General features: G+C 65.9%; 22 protein-coding genes. 3 read left to right on the top strand and 19 right to left on the bottom strand.

The window, feature by feature from the left end:
* The first annotated feature begins 56 nt into the window (after positions 1-56).
* The 3 genes from ITJ40_RS07180 to ITJ40_RS07170 all read left to right on the top strand — a co-directional run bounded on the left by ITJ40_RS07180 (position 57) and on the right by ITJ40_RS07170 (position 4,299).
* A complete protein-coding gene (locus tag ITJ40_RS07180) occupies positions 57-1,745 on the top strand; it encodes a long-chain-fatty-acid--CoA ligase (RefSeq protein WP_194666389.1) in 1,689 nt (562 codons plus the stop codon).
* A gap of 97 nt (positions 1,746-1,842) precedes the next feature.
* Positions 1,843-2,841, top strand: a complete 999-nt coding sequence (locus ITJ40_RS07175) for an SDR family oxidoreductase (protein WP_194666388.1) — start codon at positions 1,843-1,845, stop codon at positions 2,839-2,841.
* Positions 2,842-2,850: 9 nt separating this feature from the next.
* Entirely contained in the window at positions 2,851-4,299 is a 1,449-nt protein-coding gene (locus ITJ40_RS07170) for an NAD(P)/FAD-dependent oxidoreductase (protein WP_194666387.1), read from the top strand.
* A gap of 1,199 nt (positions 4,300-5,498) precedes the next feature.
* Here ITJ40_RS07170 and ITJ40_RS07165 read toward each other — a convergent pair.
* The 19 genes from ITJ40_RS07165 to ITJ40_RS07075 form a co-directional block, all read right to left on the bottom strand.
* On the bottom strand, positions 5,499-6,017 hold the full coding sequence (locus ITJ40_RS07165; protein WP_194666386.1) for a hypothetical protein: 519 nt from the start codon (positions 6,015-6,017) through the stop codon (positions 5,499-5,501).
* 9 nt (positions 6,018-6,026) lie between these two features.
* Complete coding sequence (locus ITJ40_RS07160) at positions 6,027-7,397, bottom strand: hypothetical protein (RefSeq protein ID WP_194666385.1); 1,371 nt, start codon at positions 7,395-7,397, stop codon at positions 6,027-6,029.
* A gap of 58 nt (positions 7,398-7,455) precedes the next feature.
* On the bottom strand, positions 7,456-7,905 hold the full coding sequence (locus tag ITJ40_RS07155) for a hypothetical protein (RefSeq protein ID WP_194666384.1): 450 nt from the start codon (positions 7,903-7,905) through the stop codon (positions 7,456-7,458).
* An 8-nt stretch (positions 7,906-7,913) separates the two neighbouring features.
* Positions 7,914-9,200 (bottom strand): DNA/RNA non-specific endonuclease, encoded by a 1,287-nt coding sequence (locus ITJ40_RS17025; RefSeq protein ID WP_228511859.1) that lies wholly within the window; start codon positions 9,198-9,200, stop codon positions 7,914-7,916.
* A 199-nt stretch (positions 9,201-9,399) separates the two neighbouring features.
* Positions 9,400-9,894: a hypothetical protein gene (locus tag ITJ40_RS07145; RefSeq protein ID WP_194666383.1), complete on the bottom strand. Its 495-nt coding sequence runs from the start codon at positions 9,892-9,894 to the stop codon at positions 9,400-9,402.
* A 16-nt stretch (positions 9,895-9,910) separates the two neighbouring features.
* Positions 9,911-10,171: a hypothetical protein gene (locus tag ITJ40_RS07140; protein ID WP_194666382.1), complete on the bottom strand. Its 261-nt coding sequence runs from the start codon at positions 10,169-10,171 to the stop codon at positions 9,911-9,913.
* Between the two features lie 46 nt (positions 10,172-10,217).
* Complete coding sequence (locus ITJ40_RS07135; RefSeq protein ID WP_194666381.1) at positions 10,218-10,697, bottom strand: hypothetical protein; 480 nt, start codon at positions 10,695-10,697, stop codon at positions 10,218-10,220.
* Between the two features lie 7 nt (positions 10,698-10,704).
* Entirely contained in the window at positions 10,705-11,247 is a 543-nt protein-coding gene (locus ITJ40_RS07130) for a DNA/RNA non-specific endonuclease (protein ID WP_194666380.1), read from the bottom strand.
* A 293-nt stretch (positions 11,248-11,540) separates the two neighbouring features.
* The gene (locus ITJ40_RS07125) at positions 11,541-12,038 is read right to left on the bottom strand and encodes a hypothetical protein (RefSeq protein ID WP_194666379.1); all 498 of its coding nucleotides are present in this window, start codon (positions 12,036-12,038) and stop codon (positions 11,541-11,543) included.
* Positions 12,039-12,048: 10 nt separating this feature from the next.
* Positions 12,049-13,464, bottom strand: coding sequence for a DNA/RNA non-specific endonuclease (locus ITJ40_RS07120; protein WP_194666378.1), 1,416 nt, complete (start codon positions 13,462-13,464; stop codon positions 12,049-12,051).
* Between the two features lie 108 nt (positions 13,465-13,572).
* Positions 13,573-14,019, bottom strand: coding sequence for a hypothetical protein (locus ITJ40_RS07115; protein WP_194666377.1), 447 nt, complete (start codon positions 14,017-14,019; stop codon positions 13,573-13,575).
* Positions 14,020-14,032: 13 nt separating this feature from the next.
* Complete coding sequence (locus ITJ40_RS07110) at positions 14,033-15,646, bottom strand: DNA/RNA non-specific endonuclease (RefSeq protein ID WP_194666376.1); 1,614 nt, start codon at positions 15,644-15,646, stop codon at positions 14,033-14,035.
* A gap of 374 nt (positions 15,647-16,020) precedes the next feature.
* Positions 16,021-16,455, bottom strand: coding sequence for a hypothetical protein (locus tag ITJ40_RS07105; protein ID WP_194666375.1), 435 nt, complete (start codon positions 16,453-16,455; stop codon positions 16,021-16,023).
* 15 nt (positions 16,456-16,470) lie between these two features.
* Positions 16,471-18,747 carry a DNA/RNA non-specific endonuclease gene (locus ITJ40_RS17020; RefSeq protein WP_228511857.1) on the bottom strand — a complete coding sequence of 759 codons (2,277 nt, stop codon included), beginning with the start codon at positions 18,745-18,747 and terminating at the stop codon, positions 16,471-16,473.
* 50 nt (positions 18,748-18,797) lie between these two features.
* Positions 18,798-19,166 (bottom strand): DUF6507 family protein, encoded by a 369-nt coding sequence (locus ITJ40_RS07095; protein ID WP_194666374.1) that lies wholly within the window; start codon positions 19,164-19,166, stop codon positions 18,798-18,800.
* Positions 19,147-19,536, bottom strand: a complete 390-nt coding sequence (locus ITJ40_RS07090; RefSeq protein ID WP_194666373.1) for a hypothetical protein — start codon at positions 19,534-19,536, stop codon at positions 19,147-19,149. Before ITJ40_RS07090 ends, ITJ40_RS07095 begins: the two co-directional genes overlap by 20 nt.
* A complete protein-coding gene (locus ITJ40_RS07085) occupies positions 19,533-20,555 on the bottom strand; it encodes a DUF6177 family protein (protein ID WP_194666372.1) in 1,023 nt (340 codons plus the stop codon). The genes ITJ40_RS07090 and ITJ40_RS07085 overlap by 4 nt, the downstream gene beginning before the upstream one ends.
* Positions 20,556-20,559: 4 nt before the next feature.
* Entirely contained in the window at positions 20,560-20,874 is a 315-nt protein-coding gene (locus ITJ40_RS07080) for a pore-forming ESAT-6 family protein (protein ID WP_194666371.1), read from the bottom strand.
* Positions 20,875-20,891: 17 nt separating this feature from the next.
* Positions 20,892-21,227 carry a WXG100 family type VII secretion target gene (locus ITJ40_RS07075; protein WP_194666370.1) on the bottom strand — a complete coding sequence of 112 codons (336 nt, stop codon included), beginning with the start codon at positions 21,225-21,227 and terminating at the stop codon, positions 20,892-20,894.
* Positions 21,228-21,277: the final 50 nt, after the last annotated feature.

Below are 21,277 nucleotides of genomic sequence, written 5' to 3'. Positions count from 1 at the left end.
CGCGGCACGGCCGATGCGCCCGGGTCTTGCCCGGGCGCATTCCCTATGGTGGGGACATGAGCCTCGACGCCGACCGCCCCTGGGTACGCAGCTACGCGGACGGGGTGTCGGCCGACATCCCGCCCGTGATCGGATCGCTGGTCGACATGGTCGAGCGCTCGATCCAGCGGCACGGGAAGGCCGTCGCCCTCGAGTTCTTCGGCCGCGAGACGACGTACCGCGAGATGGGCGACCAGATTGCGCGCGCCGCCGAGGGCCTCCGCCGCCTCGGCGTCCGCAAGGGCGACCGCGTCGCGCTCGTACTGCCGAACTGCCCGCAGCACGTCGTCGCCTTCTACGCCGTCCTGCGGCTCGGCGCGATCGTCGTCGAGCACAACCCGCTCTACACGCCGCGGGAGCTCCGCCACCAGTTCGAGGACCACGGCGCCCGCGTCGTCATCGCCTGGGACACCGTGGTCGGCACGATCCAGGACATGCCGCGCGACGTGCCCGTGGACACGATCGTCTCGGTCGACCTGCCGGCCGCGATGCCGTTCGCGACCCGCCTCAAGCTCCGCCTGCCTGTTCCCGCCGCCCGCCGTGCCCGCGCCGCGATCACGGCGCCCGTGACGGGCACCGTCACGTGGGAGGAGCTCGTCGACCACCGCCGCATCGCCGCCTCCCGCCCCCGGCCCGAGCTCGACGACACGGCGATCCTCCAGTACACGAGCGGCACGACCGCGAGCCCCAAGGGCGCGATCCTCACCCACCGCAACCTGCACGCCAACGCCATGCAGGGCCGCGCCTGGGTGCCGGGGCTCTCGGACGGCGGCGAGACGGTCTACGGCGTGCTGCCGATGTTCCACGCGTACGGCCTCACGCTCTGCCTCACCTTCGCCATGGCGATCGGCGCGCGCCTCGTGCTCTTCCCGAAGTTCGACGTGGACCTCGTGCTCGCCGCCGCACGGAAGCACCCGCCGACGTTCCTGCCGGCGGTCCCGCCCATCTACGAGCGCCTCGCGCGCGGCGCGAAGGAGAAGGGCGTCGACCTCACGGGCGTGCGCTTCGCGATCTCCGGCGCCATGAACCTGCCGGTGTCGACCGTCGAGCTGTGGGAGGGCCTCACGGGCGGCTACCTCGTCGAGGGCTACGGGCTCACCGAGACGTCGCCCGTGGCGCTCGGCAACCCGATCGGCCCGTCGCGGCGGCCGGGCACCGTCGGCGTCCCGTTCCCGAGCACGGAGGTGCGGGTCGTGGATCCCGAGGACCCGGCCGTCGACCGCGCGCCCGGCGAGGAGGGCGAGCTGCTCATCCGCGGGCCCCAGGTGTTCCAGGGCTACTGGCGTCGCCCCGACGAGACGCGCGCCGCGCTCCTCGACGGCGGCTGGTTCCGGACGGGCGACATCGTGCGCGTCGACGCCGACGGCTTCACCACCATCGTCGACCGGATGAAGGAGCTGATCATCACGGGCGGCTTCAACGTCTCCCCCAGCGAGGTCGAGGATGTCGTCCGCGGCGCCCCCGGCGTGCAGGGCGTCGCCGTGGTCGGCCTCCCGTCGGCGGACGGCGGCGAGGACGTCACTGCCGCGGTCGTGCTGGATCCGGGTGCCGCGCTCGACGAGGCCGCCATCCGCGCGTACTGCCGCGCGCACCTCACCGCCTACAAGGTCCCCCGCCGCGTGATCCAGGTGGACGCGCTGCCCACGTCGCTCATCGGCAAGGTGCTCCGCCGCCAGGTGCGCGAGGACCTGCAGCGCGAAGGCTGACCGCCGCCTGGCAGGACCGGGCCCGGAGGCCTCGGCGGGGTGCGCCGGTCCTACGGTGGAGGAGCACGTTTCGTGCACCAACCATCGAAGGAGCCACATGACTCGAGGCATCGCCGTCGTCACCGGAGGATCGGCCGGACTGGGCCGCGCGACCGTGCGGGAGCTCGCGGACCGGGGCTGGGACGTCGCTGTCCTCGCGCGCGGCGAGGATGGCCTCGCGGGCGCCGTCGCCGACATCGAGGCGCGCGGCCGCCGCGGCCTCGGCATCTCCACCGACGTCGCCGACCGCCTGGCCGTCGAGGCCGCCGCCGACCGCGTCGAGGACGAGCTCGGCCCCATCGACCTCTGGGTCAACGACGCCATGGTCGGCGTCTTCGGCGAGTTCCTCACCACGGATCCGGCGGACTTCGAGCGCGCCACCGCTGTCAACTACTTCGGCTTCGTCAACGGCACGCGCGCCGCGCTCAGCCGCATGGTGCCGCGCGACCGCGGGCACGTGATCCAGGTGGGCTCGGCGCTCGCCCATCGCGGGATCCCGCTGCAGGCCGCGTACTGCGCCGCCAAGCACGCCGTGCAGGGCTTCACCGAGTCGGTGACGACCGAGCTGATCCACAACAAGAGCGCCGTGAAGATCTCCACCGTCGACATGCCCGCGCTCAACACGATCCAGTTCAACTGGGTCAAGTCGCAGCTGCCGCACCACCCGCAGCCCGTGCCGCCGATCTTCGAGCCCGAGGTGGGCGCGCAGGCCATCGCCGCGGTCGCCGAGAAGCCGAAGCGCCGCAACTGGGTCGGCGAGCCGACCGTCATGACCGTGCTCGGCAACCGCTTCGTCGCGAACTGGCTCGACGGCTACCTCGCCAAGACCGGGTACACCGGCCAGCAGGCGGAGGACAAGACGCAGCCGATGCTCACGACCAACCTCTACACGCCGACCGCGGGCGACCACGGCGCGCGCGGCATCTTCAGCGACCGGGCGCGCATGATGAGCCCGCAGGTGTGGATCATCCGCAACCGCGCGAAGGCCGTCGCGATCGGCGCGGGCGCGCTCCTCTCGGGCGTCGTCGCCGGCACAGCCGCGCTCCGCCGCCGATAGCCTCGACGCATGGGTGACATCGACGCGATCGTGGTCGGATCCGGACCGAACGGGCTGGCCGCGGCCGTGACGATGGCGCGCGCCGGGCTGTCCGTGCAGGTGCACGAGCGGGCGGACACGATCGGCGGCGGCAGCCGCACGGCCGAGCTCACGCTCCCGGGCTTCCACCACGACATCTGCTCTGCGGTGCACCCGATGGCGCTGGCCTCCGGGTTCTTCCGGGCCTTCCAGCTCGACCGTCGGATCGACCTCGTGGTGCCGGAGATCTCCTACGGGCACCCGCTCGACGGCGGCGTCTCGGGCATCGCCTACCGCGACATCGACCGCACGGCCGACGCGCTGGGCGTCGACGGTCGGGCCTGGCGTCAGCTGATGGGGCCGCTCGCCGCCTCCGCCGACCGGGTCGCGCAGTTCACGAACGGGCCGCTCCTGCAGGTGCCGCGCCACCCGCCGACCGCGATCCGCCTGGGCCTCCGCGCCCTCGAGCAGGGCTCGCCCGCCTGGGACGCGCGCTTCCGCGGCGACGTCGCGCCCGCCATGTTCACCGGGGTCGCCGCCCACGCGATCCAGACCATGCCGAGCGTCTCGACCGCCGCCGCCGCGCTCTCCCTCGGCGCGTACGCGCACGCGCGCGGCTGGCCGGTGCCGATCGGCGGCAGCCAGTCGATCGTCGACGCGATGGTCGCCGACCTGCGGGCCCACGGCGGCGAGGTGATCACGGGCTCCGAGGTCCGCCGGCTCCGCGAGCTGCCCGCCGCGCGCGCGGTGCTGTTCGACACCAGCGCCCGGGCCCTCTCGCGCATCGCGAGCGACCGCCTGCCCGCGCGCTACCTCCGCGCCCTGCGCCGCTTCCGCTACGGCAACGCGGCCTCGAAGGTCGACTTCGCGCTCTCCGGACCGGTGCCCTGGACGGATCCCGAGCTCCGCCGCGCGGGCACGCTGCACGTCGGCGGCACGCGCGCCGAGATCCAGCGGGCGGAGCGCGACGTGGCGGCCGGCCGGCACAGCGACGACCCGTACGTCCTGGTCGCCCAGCCCTCCATCGACGACCCGGGCCGCGCGCCCGCGGGCAAGCACGTGCTGTGGGCGTACACGCACGTGCCCGCGGGATCCACGGTCGACCAGACCGAGGCGATCACGCGGCAGATCGAGCGCTTCGCACCGGGCTTCCGCGACCTGATCCTCGCCTCCTCGAGCATCGACGCGGTCGGCATGGAGGAGCACGACCCCAACTACATCGGCGGCGACATCGCCGCGGGCGCCGCGAGCGTCTGGCAGCTGCTCGCGCGTCCGGTGCTCTCGCCGGACCCGTGGCGAACCCCGGCCGCGGGCGTCTACCTGGCCTCGAGCTCGGCGACCCCGGGCCCCGGCGTCCACGGCATGGCCGGGTACCAGGCGGCCCGGAGCGCGCTGCGACACGAGTTCGGGATCGAGCGCGGGCCGGACCTCTCGGTGTGACGCGCGCGCCGGCGGAGCTGGGCGCCACGTCGCCGTGAGATCGGTGTAACCCGCACACCCGCAGGCACCCGGAACCCATCCGGCGTCACCGCATGCTCCACCACCACCCGCACCGACGGAACCCGCCCGACCGCGTCCCGCAACGCATTCATCACCGGCGCCGTCGCCGCATGCCCCACCGCATCCGCCTTGGCCACCGCCTGCGTCAACAGATCCCCCACACGCACCAACCCGGAACCCGCAGCGACCGTCACCCGCGCACCCGCACCCACCACACGCCCTGCAACAGACGCCGCATCGGCCGCCTCCGCGACACGATCCCCCACCGCCACGACCCGCGCCCCGACCGACACCACCTTCGCGCCCGCCGCGACCTCACCACCCACCGGGATGAACAACGACCCCACATTCACGAACAACGACCCCGCCGCCCGCGCCGGATCCGCATCCCACAGCTCACCGCTACCGACGAACCCCTCCACCATCTGCCGCTGCTTATCCAACGTCGACCCCGAGAAGTCCCGCAACCACCCCGGCGTCACACCACCGGAATCATCGGCCAGCACCTGGAAGAGCGGCGTCGGCGCGATCAACGCACCCAGCCCCTCCACCACGCCCAGAGCCGACGCCCCCGCGTGACCCCAATCACCCCACTGACCCGTCTCGGGGTTGTACGAGACGAGGCTCCCCAACCCCTCGGCCATGCTCGTGACCGCATCCCCCGCACCACCCAGGAACGACCCCACGCACGTCTGACGCCCCGACGCCATCTGCCCGAACGGCAACGCCGTCCCCGCCACGGCCGCCGCCGTGAAATCCGTGCCCTGCACCGGCACGGCGCACGACGTCCGCGTGGGATCCGCCGCGGCGATCGCATTCACGCAATCCGCCTGCGCCTGGTCCAACGCCGTGGCCTGCACCGCCACCGCCTTGATCAACTCGTCATTGCGCTGGTTGCACGGCGGGTAGTCCGTCCACTCCACGTGATGCGCAGGAGACGAGCAGTCACCCCCTCGTGGGGGCCACCTTCTCCCGAATCTCCCGTGTCAGCTGCGGGACATCTAGGACGCGGAACCCTCCGGACGATCCGCATCTTCTACCGAGAAAATGCGGTGTATGAGGGTAGCGAGCGACGGAGCCCGATACCGGAGAAGCTTCTGCGCCTTGCGTTAGCTCCTACAAACCAGGGCCAGCGGAACTCATCCCCGGTATCTGGCGATCGCATCCCACTGCTCGAAATCCGGGATGACCTCCCAGTTGTCGGACATGTCGACGCCGTGGTAGTCCCACTGCTCAACGCCGGGACGGGACTTTTGCTTCAGCCTGCGCTTCATGGACCCGTCGAGCTTGAAGAGGATGTTCTCCGCCGTAAGCCATTCATGTTGGAAGAACTGCTGGGCCTCATCCGGATACGTGTACTCGGTCCGACAGAAGAAGAACATCCCCGCCGGTTCGCGCCGGAAGTTGTAGATGTACTTGATACTCCCCCACTCGTCGCACAGAAACGTGTTGATGAAATCCGCATGCTGGGTCACCTCGAGCACGTAGTCAACAGCCCCCGCGCTGGGACCATCCTGCGCGCGAGCTGCCACGGAGAACCAATCATCCGGCTCCTTTCTCCCACCCCCGAACCGCGCCCGCGCTTCATCACGCGACAACTCCGTGATGGAAGCTTTAGTCATGAAGTTCCACTGGTAGCAATATTCAAACTTCTTCACAACTTACTCTTATCCCGCCTGTTCGACAATATTGTAAGAGCGGCCATTAGAATCCCTGATAACCACACCATGCTCTCTTGCGTACGTCAACACCTCTTGCGGAACGGCTTTCAACTGGGGCGGGACTTCGAGGATTTTCACGCCCTGCAAAGGAACGCCAGTCTCGTCGACGATAAACCCAGGCCTGTATTTCTTGTGAATCTCATAGATGTACCGCTTCATGGTATACCACCGGATATCAACCACCTGTGTGTGCTTTCGTGATGTTATCCATAGATCTTCCTCGTAGGAATGCAGCCGCCAACGCCGCATCACGCGTATCTCGCTATACGTGTACCGGTGGTGGTTCGCGTAGTTGAACTCATGACCCTGGAGGATGCGCTTCTTCCAAGCCGGCAGCTCGTGATTCGCGAGCCGGTCGGCGATCCACGAGGGTATCGGATGCCGATTGGCCACGTCCGCGGAAGGGCCATCGAAGCGCGCCGCGCCCTCGGGACGCGGGTGCTCGAGGGCGGCGTTATGGGTCCCGTGCACCGCATCCGGCGAGCCCGCGTGCGGCCCCGCTTGCCCGTGATGTGCGCCGTCTGCTCCTGCCGGGTCGTGATGAGCTCCCGACGGGCGCCCCCCTGATGCGGTGCGCGCGTCGACCGCCGTCGTGCCGTGGTCGCTCCTCGGGAGGCCGTCGTGCAGTGTCCCCTGACCGGTGCGCCCGACATCCGTTCCCGCCGCACGCGCCTCCGCCGCCGGACCGGACACCATCTCCGCCGTGTGTCGACCACCCGCCGCGGCAACCGCCGCTCCACCCGACGCCGGATGCTCCACGCTCATATGCACGCTCGGGATAGCCCACGCCCCATCCGGAGTCGCCATGCGTTCGACCGTCACACTCACCCGCGGCACCCGCTCCAACACCTCCCGCAACGACGACACCACGCCCGCCGTCGCCGCACGCGGCACATCCGCGAACCCCGCCACACGATCCGAGACCGCCTCGAGAACCAACCCGGTCTGCTTCACATACAGACCCGCATCCAGCAGCGCATTCCCGCCGACCCTCGTCAACCGCCCCGCCACCGACGCGACATCCGCCGCCTCCGCCGCCGTGCCACCGACCTCGACCATCCGCGCCCCGACCGACACCACCTTCGCGCCCGCCGCGACCTCACCACCCACCGGGATGAACAACGACCCCACATTCACGAACAACGACCCCGCCGCCCGCGCCGGATCCGCATCCCACAGCTCACCGCTACCGACGAACCCCTCCACCATCTGCCGCTGCTTATCCAACGTCGACCCCGAGAAGTCCCGCAACCACCCCGGCGTCACACCACCGGAATCATCGGCCAGCACCTGGAAGAGCGGCGTCAGCGCGATCAACGCACCTACTCGCTCGCGTGATAGGCAGGTTCACCATGCACGGTGGTCGCGTGTTCGATCAAAAGCCTCCGAACATCTTCTCAAGACGCCCGTCGAGCCAATCCTCTGCACCTTCTTCTAATATTTTGGTCGGGTGGTTCGAATACACGAGATCGTGGGACAACTGCATGTCCAGTTGACGCGTGAGCAAATCATATGTCAAGCGGTACTGGGTAGGAGATGGTGCACCGGCTTCCTCGAACTGCGCCTCAGCCTCCGCCAAGTAGTTGAGTAGGTATCTTTGAACCACAGAAACGCGCTCGTCCCCAGAGTCGACTCCGCGTAGATCGTTGGCGTAAACGATCTCTCCGCCTTGCTCGAAGAACGCATTCGCGTAGGAGTGCCCGCACTCGGAACCGACGTAGACGTAGATCTTCGACAACTCTGGCGCGCCCTCGCTGAACTCCATTGCGATTGACACGCAGCCCGTCGCAAAGTCGCGCAGAATTTCTTCTTGTCTCTTTGGCATTTGGTTCCCTACTGCTTGAAATTGCTCCGGTAGATTCTGCCGTTGATCTTGTATTCGACCTCGAAGCGGGGCGACCTGCCGGTGAGCGGATCAGGATCCAGCCGGATGTCCAGGAAAATTCGTTCATCAGGATGAGCAGCCTTGCGACCGAGTAACTTCCTCTCGAGGCGAGCGTATTGTACCAGGTTGTTCTTTTGGGACATCGCGACGATGTTGTCCAGCTTCGGAGAGCCCCCGGCAGCGTCCGCGGCGAGGTGTCCCGCGTGATCCCCCTGGAGCTTGCCCAGAGGATTTCTTTGATGCGGAAGACGGCCCTCATGGATCTTGAGCTGCAGATCCTGGATGATGACGCGGTCGATGTGCCCGTGCTCGTTCGTCCTGTAAAGGTACTCGTGCTCACCAGCTTGGTACCAGGTGCTGGGTTCGAGACTCCTATCCGGACGCAGATGACTACCGTCACGGACAACAGGCAGATCGTGGATCTCCTGCGGACTCAACGACCGCCAATAGTCGTCTTTGAAGTAGTCGAGCGGCTCGCTGGGTAGTGGATGGGCAACGGACGCGGCTTCGCGTGAGTGGATCCCGTCCGACCCGCGACTTATGTTGCCGGTTCCTTCACCACGATCGTGACGTCCGATCTGGTCACTGTGTGACGCATTAGCATCCCCGGCATCATGCCTCACCTCCTCGCGTGTCAACTCAAACGACGCGCGCTCTGCGACTCCCCCGCGAGCATCCGCCCCGTGCTGCTCGACCCCACGCACCACATCCGCACCCGCAGCACACCCCACCCCCGGCGCATGCCCCGAACCCACAGCACCACGCGCACCCGCAGGCGCCTCCACCGTCCCGCGCTCCAACACACCCTGCCCCGCCGCATCCGCGACCTGCGAACGCACACGACTCTCCACCTCCACCCGCACACCCGCAGGCACCCGGAACCCATCCGGCGTCACCGCATGCTCCACCACCACCCGCACCGACGGAACCCGCCCGACCGCGTCCCGCAACGCATTCATCACCGGCGCCGTCGCCGCATGCCCCACCGCATCCGCCTTGGCCATGGCCTGCGTCAACAGATCCCCCACACGCACCAACCCGGTACCCGCAGCGACCGTCACCCGCGCACCCGCACCCGCCACACGCCCCGCAACAGACGCCACATCGGCCGCCTCCGCGACACGATCCCCCACCGCCACGAAACCGCCCACGGCCCGAGCGGTGGTCCAGCTGAAGTCACCACCCGACGCGGCAACCACCGCCGCGGTCTGCGTCGGCGTCAGGTCGGACGACATGGTCCTATCGGCGTGCACATAGGCCAGCGACCGACGAGACACGCATCCTCGTGGTAATCCTGGCTAAAGCTTTCGCTTTCGTCGGGATATTTGTCATTCGTATTGGGGACGCAGCAGTCTGCCGAATACTTTGTTCAGCCGACCATCGAGTCACTCCTGGAGGCCACTCCCCAAAGGTGACAGCCTCAAGCCACAATTCCTATTTGCGCTTTTTAGCGAATCGGAACCATTCGCGCTCCGGGGGCAATAGCTTACCCACGACCTTCTCAAGGCGACCATCAAGCCAATCCTCTGGACCGCTTTGCAGGGTCTTGACCGGATGATCCGCGTACTTTATGTCACGGGATAGTTGCACGTCCAGTCGGCCGGCTTCGGGCTCGTAGGTGATACGATATTCAGTAGGGCAAGGGATACCAATCTCGCGGAACAGCCTCTCCGCTTCGATTAGGTCTTCGATCATGCACTTCTGCATATTCAAGATTCGTTGCGAATGGGAGTCGACACCGTCGAGTCTGCTCGGATAGACAACTCGCCCGCTTTGTTCGAAGAAGATATTTGCATGTTGATGGTTGGGTTCGGAATCCGCATACAGATATAGTGTCGTGACACCCTGGGCTCCTTGAGCATACTCGAGCCCAAGGGGTATCCAACCATTTATAAGCCCCTGAAGGATATCTTGCTCGCTCGTCGACATGCAATCACTTTCTGCACTAATTAAAGCGGTAGAAGAAGGGTTCGTCATTGACCACAGAGTCAACGATAAACTCTTTAGGGCCGGCCTTTACGGGCTCGGCAACAATTCGAACGTCGGCATCGACGCGACCTAGAGACTCAGACGTAAGCACCCTCGCCCACTGCCATTCGACATTGAGGCAACCGCGTCGATCGATGTCCTCGAATCGCGCGACAGCGATGTCTAGCATCGGTGATCCAACGAACCAGTAACCGATGATGCGCCGCGCATGGCTCATGCTTAATCATTTTACGGACCGAACGCGCTCATTCCGAGCTAATAGGTCACGACTTCGGCCACTGATCCTCGGGGGGCAACAAAGCTCCGTAGAGCTTCTCCAGACGGCCGTTGAGCCAATCTTCGGGTCCATGCTGGATCGTCTTCACAGGGTGGTGCCTGTATTTCACTTCTCGCGAAAGCTGCACATCGAGCCGACCACTTCCCGGCTCATAAGTAATGCGATACTCAGTGGGCGGCGGGATCTGCGACTTCTTGAATGCCGCCTCAGCCTCATCCAGGACATCGACCAAGTACCTCTGCAGTTCGATGATCTTTTCTGTCGATGCATCCGCGCCTTTCAACTTGGACGGATATAGCACCTCACCGTCTTGTTCGAAGAACACGTTTGCGTATGCACTCCCGAGCTCCGACCCGATGTAGACGTACAACGCCCTGACACCGCCTGCGCCATGCGCGTACTCCAGCCCCGCTGAAATCCACTTCTCGATCGCGATCTGCACGATCTCATGCTCTTGCTGGGTCATTTGTCCCTCACTGGCTATAACGAGCAAAACCGGGCTCGCCGTTTATTATGTACTCGATACGGAACATAGCTGGGCGTCCCGTCGTCGAATCAGTATCGATCCGCATATCAAGGCTGACCCTCCCAGGCGGGTCACCTTTGAGAGCACTCGCCCATTGCCTTTCAAGACGAGCATATTCATGCTTGTTGATGCGCGCCAGTTGAGAGACGACATTATCGAGTTTGGAGGATCCTCCGAACCAGTCCGCGACGAGGTGTCCCGCATGATCACCGAAGAGCTTGCCCAACGTACGTCGTATGTGCCGTAGCCGCCCTGTGTGCAGCTTGAGTTGCAGGTTCTCGGCGATGACCCGGTCGATGTGCCCGTGCTCGTTCGTCCGGTAGAGGTACTCGTGCTCGCCGGTCTGGTACCAGATGTTCGGCCGCAGGCTGCCGTTCGCGTTGAGGTGGCTCCCGTCCCGGACCACGGGGAGGTCCTGGATCTCCTCGTGACTGAGCGGCCGCCAGTAGTCATCGACCTCCAGCCCCCGCGGGGCGGCGGAGTGGTCCATGTCCGGGATCGAGTACTCGGACTCCGGGGGCCCATGCTCAGAGCCACCGTCATGGCTGGGGTCGTGCCCACCCGGATGCCCCGCTCCTTCATCCATGTGCCGACCGTCATGTCCCGGGTTCTCATGGTCATGCCCAGCCGACGCGTCGCGGTGATCCCCGTACGTGTCCGCGCTCGTTCGTGGGATGCAGGTATTCGGGCTCGCCCGCCGGCAGCCACGCGACCGCGGAGCAGATCGCTCACCTGAGTTAAATACGGTCGCACCAGTGAATGATCAGAACCCCGAGTGGGGGCTTAGTAAGTGCGCTTCTTGCCGACCTTGTGCCACTCGCTTTCGGGGGGCAGCAGCTTCCCGAAGACTTTCTCTAGGCGACCATCGAGCCAGTCTTCAGGCCCGTGCTCGAGTGTCTTGACGGGATGCTCCGCGTATTTGATTTCGTGAGACAACTGCACATCCAGACGTCGCGGGCCTAGTTCGTAGGTTATTCGGTACTCTGTAGGGCAAGGCACTCCAGCCGACCTGAACGCTCGCTCAGCTTCATCAAGATCTTCAAGCATGAGATCCTGCATCCGAAAGATCAACCCGTGATCTATGCCCTCGGCCTTCAAATTGTCAGGGTAGATGACAACTCCGTGTTGCTCGAACAAAATGTTCGCATACTTCACGCCGAGCTCCGAAGCGGCGTAGATGTACATCTTTGACACACCTCCGGCAGATTCGCAGAAATCCAGCCCAAGTGAAACCCACTTGTCCGCCAATTCATGGATTGTCTCGACTTCACGATTCATCATGTGGCCCCTTCTATTGACTGAATGATTTGGTTGTCCTCACACCATTGACAACGCTCGTGATTTTGAAGCCCTCCGGTCTTCCTGTGCTCACATCCGTGTCTACTCGCATGTCTATGGCTACGTGACCAGGGGGTTCAGCCCGCAGAGCGGCAGCCCACTGGCGCTCCAGAGCGCCGTATTCGCGAATGTTGACGTGCTTGAATTGCGAGACGAGATTGTCGAGCTTGGGCGATCCGCCGAACCAGTCCGCAATCAAGTGGCCGGCGTGGTCCCCGAAGAGCTTGCCGAGGGTACGTCGCACATATCGTAGCCGGCCTATGTGCGTCTTGAGCTGCAGGTTCTCCGCAATGACCCGGTCGATGTGGCCGTGCTCGTTCGTCCTGTACAGGTACTCGTGCTCACCGGTCCGATACCAGGTGCTCGGCGTCAAGCTGCCGTCGGCACGGATGTGACTGCCGTCGCGAACGACTGGCAGGTTCTGGATCTCCTCATGCGAGAGGGGACGCCAATACTCATCACCAGCGGATGCACGCAGCCGAGACGTCTTACCGGGACCTCGCTCAGAAGTTCCCGGATCGTGATCATGGGCCTCTCCCGCACTGTCCCCACGTGCACCTCCTCGCTCGACACCTCCGCCCGCATGGTCCCCGTGTGCGGTCTGTTGCTCGCCGTGCCCACCCCCATGCTCCGAACCACCACGGACATCGTCCCCGGGACGCAGCCCACCGGGATGCTCCCGCACATCCGTCGACGCCACATGACGCCCACCAACTGCCGTCTCCGCCCCGTGCTGCTCCACCCCACGCACCGCATCCACCGCCACGCCGCGACCGACCGCAGACTCCCCCGCCGCAGCATGCCCCGAACCCACAGCACCACGCGCACCCACAGGCGCCTCCACCGTCCCGCGCTCCAACACACCCTGCCCCGCCGCATCCGCGACCTGCGAACGCACACGACTCTCCACCTCCACCCGCACACCCGCAGGCACCCGGAACCCATCCGGCGTCACCGCATGCTCCACCACCACCCGCACCGACGGAACCCGCCCGACCGCGTCCCGCAACGCATTCATCACCGGCGCCGTCGCCGCATGCCCCACCGCATCCGCCTTGGCCATGGCCTGCGTCAACAGATCCCCCACACGCACCAACCCGGTACCCGCAGCGACCGTCACCCGCGCACCCGCACCCACCACACGCCCCGCAACAGACGCCACATCGGCCGCCTCCGCGACACGATCCCCCACCGCCACGACCCGCACCCCGACCGACACCACCTTCGCGCCCGCCGCGACCTCACCACCCACCGGGATGAACAACGAACCCACATTCACGAACAACGAACCCGCCGCCCGCGCCGGATCCGCATCCCACTGCTCACCGCTACCGACGAACCCCTCCACCATCTGCTGCTGCTTGCCCAACGTCGACTTCGAGAAATCCCGCAACCACCCCGCAGTCACACCACCGGAATCATCGGATCCGCCGGCCGGATGGCATTCACACAATCCGCCTGAGCCTCGGTGTCGACCCTAAGACCTCTTATAAACCTCTTCGAGGCGGTCGCCGAGCCAATCCGCAGGTCCATCAAGGAGCCCCTTGGTCGGGTGTCCGTGATACTTGAGATCACGATGCAATTGCACGTCGAGCCTACCCGGCGCGGGCTCATAGGAGATTCGATACTCCGTAGGGCACGGTATTCCGGATTCTTTGAACTGACGCTCTGCGTCGAGAAGATCCTCGATCATGAGCCCCTGCATATGATGCACGGAGCCGCGTGCGGTCTGAGCGCCTTTAAGGTTTCCTGGATATACGATCTTGTCGCCCACGTCGAAGAATATGTTCGCCCTCTTGGCACCCAGCTCGGAACCTGCGTGGAAGTACATGCCCACGACGCCGACCGCACCTTCTGCAAATTCGATCCCCAAAGGCAACCACTTGTTTATTAGCTCTTGAATGATTTCTTGCTCGGTCTTCATGGCCACCGGTCCTCTATTGATGGAAGTACGCTATTTCTTCTTGACCGTCGATCACATGCATCACGACGAATCGAGCCGGACGGCCAGTTAAGGGATCCGTGTCGAGTCGGACGTCGAGACTGACGTGACCTGGCGGATCGGATTTCAGAACCCGCGCCCACTGCTTTTCCAAGCTGCCGATTTCATGCTGGTTGATCTTCGCAAGCTGGGAGACGAGGTTGTCGAGTTTAGGAGATCCGCCGAACCAGTCAGCGATCACATGTCCCGCGTGGTCGCCGAAGAGCTTACCCAAGGTACGTCGTATGTGCCGTAGTCGGCCGATGTGCGTCTTGAGTTGCAGGTTCTCCGCGATCACCCGGTCGATGTGCCCATGCTCGTCCGTGCGATACAGGTACTCGTGCTCGCCGGTCTGGTACCAGATGTTCGGCCGCAGGCTGCCGTTCGCGTTGAGGTGGCTCCCGTCCCGGACCACGGGCAGGTCCTGGATCTCCTCGTGACTGAGCGGCCGCCAGTAGTCATCGACCTCCGGCCCCCGCGGGGCGGCGGAGTGGACCATGTCCGGGATCGAGTACCCGGACTCCGGCCGCACGTGCTCAGAGCCCCCTTCGTGGCTGGGGTCGTGCCCGTCGGAATGCCCGGCTCCTTCATCCAGGTGCCGACCGTCATGACCCTGGTTCTCGTGATCATGCCCAGCGGATGCGTCTCGGTGGTCCCCGTGACCGGTCTCGTGCCCGCCGTGCCCACCCCCATGCTCCGAACCACCACGGACATCGTCCCCGGGACGCAGCCCACCGGGATGCTCCCGCACATCCGTCGACGCCACATGACGCCCACCAACTGCCGTCTCCGCCCCGTGCTGCTCCACCCCACGCACCGCATCCACCGCCACGCCGCGACCGACCGCAGACTCCCCCGCCGCAGCATGCCCCGAACCCACAGCACCACGCGCACCCGCAGGCGCCTCCACCGTCCCGCGCTCCAACACACCCTGCCCCGCCGCATCCGCGACCTGCGAACGCACACGACTCTCCACCTCCACCCGCACACCCGCAGGCACCCGGAACCCATCCGGCGTCACCGCATGCTCCACCACCACCCGCACCGACGGAACCCGCCCGACCGCGTCCCGCAACGCATTCATCACCGGCGCCGTCGCCGCATGCCCCACCGCATCCGCCTTGGCCATGGCCTGCGTCAACAGATCCCCCACACGCACCAACCCGGTACCCGCAGCGACCGTCACCCGCGCACCGGCACCCGCCACACGCCCTGCAACAGACGCCGCATCGGCCGCCTCCGCGACGCGATCCCCCACCGCCACGACCCGCACCCCGACCGACACCACCTTCGCGCCCGCCGCGACCTCACCCCCCACCGGGATCAACAACGACCCCACATTCACGAACAACGACCCCGCCGCCCGCGCCGGATCCGCATCCCACTGCTCACCGCTGCCGACGAACCCCTCCACCATCCGCTGCTGCTTGTCCAACGTCGACCTCGAGAAGTCCCGCATCCACCCCGGTGTCATACCACCGGAATCATCCGCGAGCACCTGGAACAGCGGCGTCGGCGCGATCAACGCACCCAACCCCGTCGCGTTATAGAGAGTTCCGTCAAGCACCATGGTCGCTTGATGTCCTCAGTAGTCAGCCGTTCATTTCGGAAGAGCTGCTGCGCCTGGTCCGAGTATGCGTCCTCGGCCTTACAAGAGAAGAACGCTTCCACCGACTTACGGTGGAGGCTGGAAATTTATCTCGCACTCGCCTGTTCAGCACACAAGAGCCCGTTGACGAAATGGTGGTCCGCAGTGACTTCCGGCACGATTTCCATGGTCTCATCATGCACATTATTCCGTAGATTCGTGAGCACAGAGAACCAGCGTGGGGACTTTTTTCACAGAGTGAATTGAACCCACACTTCGCATCTCTCTTGTTAGGCGATGGAAGACTCAGTGATGAATGTCCATGGATAGCAACATGTGAAGTAATCAGTACTAATTTAGCCGAAAATCTTACGAAGGCGGCCATCCAGCCAGTCTTCCGCACCCTCCTCCATGACCTTCGTAGGATGGCCGGCATAGATGACATCATGCGACAGCTGCATGTCCAGCTGCCGGGAGGCCAAATCGTACGTCACTCGATATTGAGTGGGGACGGACGCGCCCAGCTCCCTGAGCTTCCCCTCGGCAGCCTTCAGGTCAACACGTAAATAGCGCTGGACAGCGAGCACACGCTCACGTCCAGTGTCGATACCGCGCAATTCGTGTGGATACACGACTTGTCCGTCCTGCTCGTAGAAAATGTTAGCGTAGGCACTTCCCTCTTCAGAGGCTGCGTATATGAACAACTTTGTGACGTGGGCGCCTTGCGAGTATTCGAGACCCAAGGATACCCAATTGTCAATTAGTTCGCGTAGAACCTCGTCGTAAGTCATTAGATCCATCTCCTCCTACTGGTCAAATCCGCGCGAGAACGTGGCATCATCTATCGTATATTCAACTTCAAATCTTGCCGATCGCCCAGTTTCGGCATCTGGGTCAAGTCGAATATCAAGAAATATTTTCTCACCAGGATGAGCAGCTTTATGGCCGAGTAGCTTTCTCTCCAAGCTAGCATATTTTACCAGATTATTCTGTTGAGACATGGCGATGATGTTGTCTAGCTTCGGAGAGCCGCCGGCAGCGTCGGCGGCGAGATGCCCCGCATGATCCCCCTGGAGCTTGCCCAGAGGATTTCTTTGATGCGGAAGACGGCCCTCATGGATCTTGAGCTGCAGATCCTGGATGATGACGCGGTCGATATGCCCGTGCTCATTCGTCCTGTAAAGGTATTCGTGCTCACCAGCCTGGTACCAGGTGCTGGGTTCGAGACTCCTATCTGGACGCAGATGACTACCGTCACGGACAACAGGCAGATCGTGGATCTCCTGCGGACTCAACGACCGCCAATAGTCGTCTTTAAAGTAGTCGAGCGGCTCGCTGGGTAGTGGATGGGCAACGGATGTCGCTTCGCGTGAGTGGATCCCGTCCGGTCCGCGACTTGAGTTGCCGCTTCCTCCACCACGATCGTTACGGCCGATCTGGTCACTGTGTGACGCATGCGCGTCCCCGGCATGATGCGTCACCTCCTCGGGTGTCAACTCGGATGACGCGCGCTCTGCGACTCCCCCGCGAGCATCCGCCCCCTGATGCTCCACACCACGCACCGCATCCGCCCCCGCAGCACGCCCCACCGCCGGCGCATGCCCCGAACCCACAGAACCACGGACAGGCGCCTCCACCGTCCCGCGCTCCAACACACCCTGCCCCGCCGCGTCCGCGACCTGCGCACGCACACGACCCTCCACCTCCACCCGCACACCCGCCGGCACCCGGAACCCATCCGGCGTCACCGCATGCTCCACCACCACCCGCACCGACGGCACCCGACCAACCGCGTCCCGCAACGCATTCATCACGGGCGCCGTCGCCGCATGACCCACCGCATCCGCCTTGACCATGGCCTGCGTCAGCAGATCCCCCACCCGCACCAGACCGGTACCCGCAGCGACCGTCACCCGCGCACCCGCACCCACCACACGCCCCGCAACCGACGCCACATCCGCCGCCTCCGCGACACGATCCCCCACCGCCACCACACGCGCCCCGACCGACACCACCTTCGCGCCCGCCGCGACCTCACCACCCACCGGGATCAACAACGACCCCACATTCACGAACAACGCACCCGCCGCCCGCGCCGGATCCGCATCCCACTGCTCACCGCTCCCGACGAACCCCTCCACCATCCGCTGCTGCTTGTCCAACGTCGACCTCGAGAAATCCCGCAACCACCCCGGCGTCACACCACCGGAATCAACCGCCAACACCTGGAACAGCGGCGTCGGCGCGATCAACGCACCCAACCCCTCCACCACGCCCAGAGCCGACGCCCCCGCATGACCCCAATCACCCCACGCACCCGTCTCCGGGTTGTACGACACGAGGCTCCCCAAACCCTCGGCCATGCTCGTGACCGCATCCCCCGCACCACCCAGGAACGACCCCACACACGTCTGACGACCCGACGCCATCTGCCCGAACGGCAACGCCGTCCCCGCCACGGCCGCCGCCGTGAAATCGGTGCCCTGCACCGGCACGGCGCACGACGTCCGCGTGGGATCCGCCGCGGCGATCGCGTTCACGCAATCCGCCTGCGCCTGGTCCAACGCCGTCGCCTGCACGGCCACCGCCTTGATCAACTCGTCGTTGCGCTGGTTGTACGGCGGGTAATCCGTCCACTCCACGTGATGCGCAGGAGACGAGTACATCCCCCCGGGCGAGGTCTGCACCGAGCCGTAATCCGTCAACTGCGTCGTCGGCTGATCCCCCACCGCCGGCAGGACGTATCCCTGCTCCGCCAACGCCACGAACGCGACGGCCTGGGTCTGGAGGTCCTTCAGCGTCACCACGATCGGCTCCACGGTGTCCGCGAAGTCCTTCAGGGCCTTCGCCACCTTGGTGAACCCGTCGGCGAGGGCCGTGGTCTCCTGCCCCACCGGCGCCATCACCGCCAGCAACGCCTCCGACTCCGGTGCCTGGTACACCGTCGACATCGTCTGCCACGATGCCACCGCCGACGCACCGTGCTGCGAGACCCCCGTCGACGCCGACGACAACGTCGACGCAGCGCTCCGGATCAGATCCGGGGACATGCCCACCCCGGGAATGCTGCCGGGATCGATCAAGCCATCCGCACGGCACACGCCGCCACCCGCGGTCGACGCCGGCGCGTACATCACCGACCACCGGCCCGAGCGGTGAACCAGCTGAAGTCACCGCTCGACGCGGAATCCACCGCGGCCGTCTGCGCCTGCGTCACGTCGGACGACATGGTCTCATCGGCCTGCACGTAGTCGGTCGTCGCCGTCGCCGCACCGAAGAGGCACGCCGAGATCCGGTTCGTCACATCGGTGACCGCCGCCGCCTGCGCGTCGAGGAACGCCGCCAGGGCATTCGGCACCGCGGTGCAGGTCGCCGCCCCCGATGTCACGTCGTCGTGCGCGCCGGACACGCCGCTCACCGCGGTCGACAGGTCGTCGGATGCCTTCTGGACGTTCGTGAGCACGTCCCTCACCCCCTGCGGATCAATGCTGTAGCTCGTCATGAGACCCCTCCTCCACCTCTGCCGTCAGTGCGTGCGCGGACCCGTCCGCGGAGGCCGCGATGGCCCCGACCAGCGCGGCGTCCTCCTCCTCGACCCACCCGCGGGCGTGGAGGTCCGTCCAATACAGCTCGTGTTCGTCTCGTGGCATCGACACGCGGCTGCCGAGGATGCGTTCCGCATCGCCGGTGTGCTCGAGCGACCGGGATCGGGTCACCGTCAGATGCGTCTCAGCACCCATGCGGGACACGAACGCGGCGCCCCCGTCCCAGAGATCAGCGACGCCCAGATCCGGATCCACCGACGCAGCACCCACGATGCACTCCGCCAGCGACACCGGACGCGGCGAGACGATCGCCCACTCGCGGTTCACGACGGCGTCCCGGAGAACGCCGCGGCGATCGTCTCGGGGCCGAGGTGCCGCGCGGTGGTCGCGAGATCCGCCCAGGCGGCCGCCTCATCCCCGCCGAACGACATCAGGAGCGACGGCGTGCGCGGATGCCCGACGCGTTCGACGATGGCCGCCCGCTCCAGCTCGCCCGTGAGGAAGTCGTTGTCGCGCACGGCGCGCGGCCCGACCAGCGCGGCCCGCGGCTCGACAGGGGCGGGGACGTCCGCCGTGAAGGTCATGTCCGGCGCTCCGTGCATGGTGCAGACGAACGCGAACTGGATCTGAGCGGCGCGCTGCAGGCGCCGCAGGAGCTCGGCGGATCGGGTCGTGGACAGGTCGCCGCGCACCACCAGCTTCGTCTCCTCGAAGACGGCGGCAGGCTCCGACCACACACGGATGCTCCCGCTGAGGCCATCGCCGTGCAGCAGGAGCCGGACCGTCTGCGGGAGCCGCGAACGCGCCCACGCGGTGACCCCCGCGGCGCGGAACGCACTGACGGCGGGCTCGACCACGCCCCACGCATCCACGCGCGAATCCGCCTCGACGGCGATCATCTCCGCGATGCGCCCCACCTCGAACTCCCCTGTCAGCACATGCCGCGCGGTGACGGTGATCTGCGTCCACGGCACGGATCCCGGGGCAGGAGGCGCCTGCCATCCCCCCGGGATCCGTGGCGCGAACGCCTCCTTCGCGTCGCCGACGATGGCGGTCGTGCCCGCGAGCCGGAGACCTCCCCTCGAGGGCACGGCCCACCGGCCGCCGAACGACCTCAGCGCCTCGAGCGACGCGAAGGTGAGACGCGTGTCCGCGGGTGTGACGAGCAGCAAGCGGGAACCCGCTGCCCCGGTGTCGGCGAGGAGGCCCGCCCGCAGCGCGCTGAGATGGAGCACGCGCGCCGCGGTGCGGCAGACCACGTAGCCGTCGCCCTGCTCGTGGATGAGCGGGTGGAGCATGGGGGCGGCGACGGCGGACCTGGTCTCGTTCATCTCGGTGTCCCGCACGCCCCTAGCCGATGGCGTCGACTGCGGCCTTCCCCCGTGACATGGCCGTCTGCGCGGTCTCGTCGTTGCGCGCCATCGACTGACGGAGCGCATGGATGATGTCGCGCACCTGCTGCGCGACCGCGTTCCAGCGGGCCTCCTTGGCGGCGTACTCCGTGGAGACGCCGTCGGCCTGGTAGTCGGCCATGGCGGCCTTGACGTCGGAGTCGCGCTGGTCGAGCAGCGACTCCAGGTGGCTCGCGACGGCCTGGAACTCGTCCTGGGCCGACTGCGATGCCGCGATGTCGTAGTCGCGGCGGTCTGCGCTGTTCCCGCTCATGATCCTGTTCCCCTCGCCTATGACCGGCCGGAGAAGCGCGCGGAGTCGAAGCCGGCGCCGCTCTGCGCGGCGCGCGTCTGGTCCGACATGTCGGAATCGCCCTGCTGGAAGGCCATGTCCTGCCCCTGGATGCCGTCGAGGACCGCCGCGAGCGCGGCGTTCAGCTCGGCCGCGATGGAGTCGGTGTTGGCCTTGAACTGGTCGAAGGCCTGTCGCCCCGCCCCGTTGAACCGGCCCTCGAGGGGTGCGGCCGACTGCTCCAGCCGACGCACGAGCGCCCCCAGGTCCTCGTGGGACGAGCTCGTCCGCTGTCCCAGCTGCGTGAGGGTGCTCGCCCCCATGGCGAATTTCATGCCCATGTTCCGTCTCCGCTCATCCCAGCGGAGGCTGTCTCCACCCGCTG

Origin of the sequence: Clavibacter sp. VKM Ac-2872 (assembly GCF_015351105.1) — a bacterium.
GTDB lineage: Bacteria > Actinomycetota > Actinomycetes > Actinomycetales > Microbacteriaceae > Clavibacter.
Note: the sequence above shows the minus strand (reverse complement) of the source record. Positions and strands in the feature narration are given on the sequence as shown.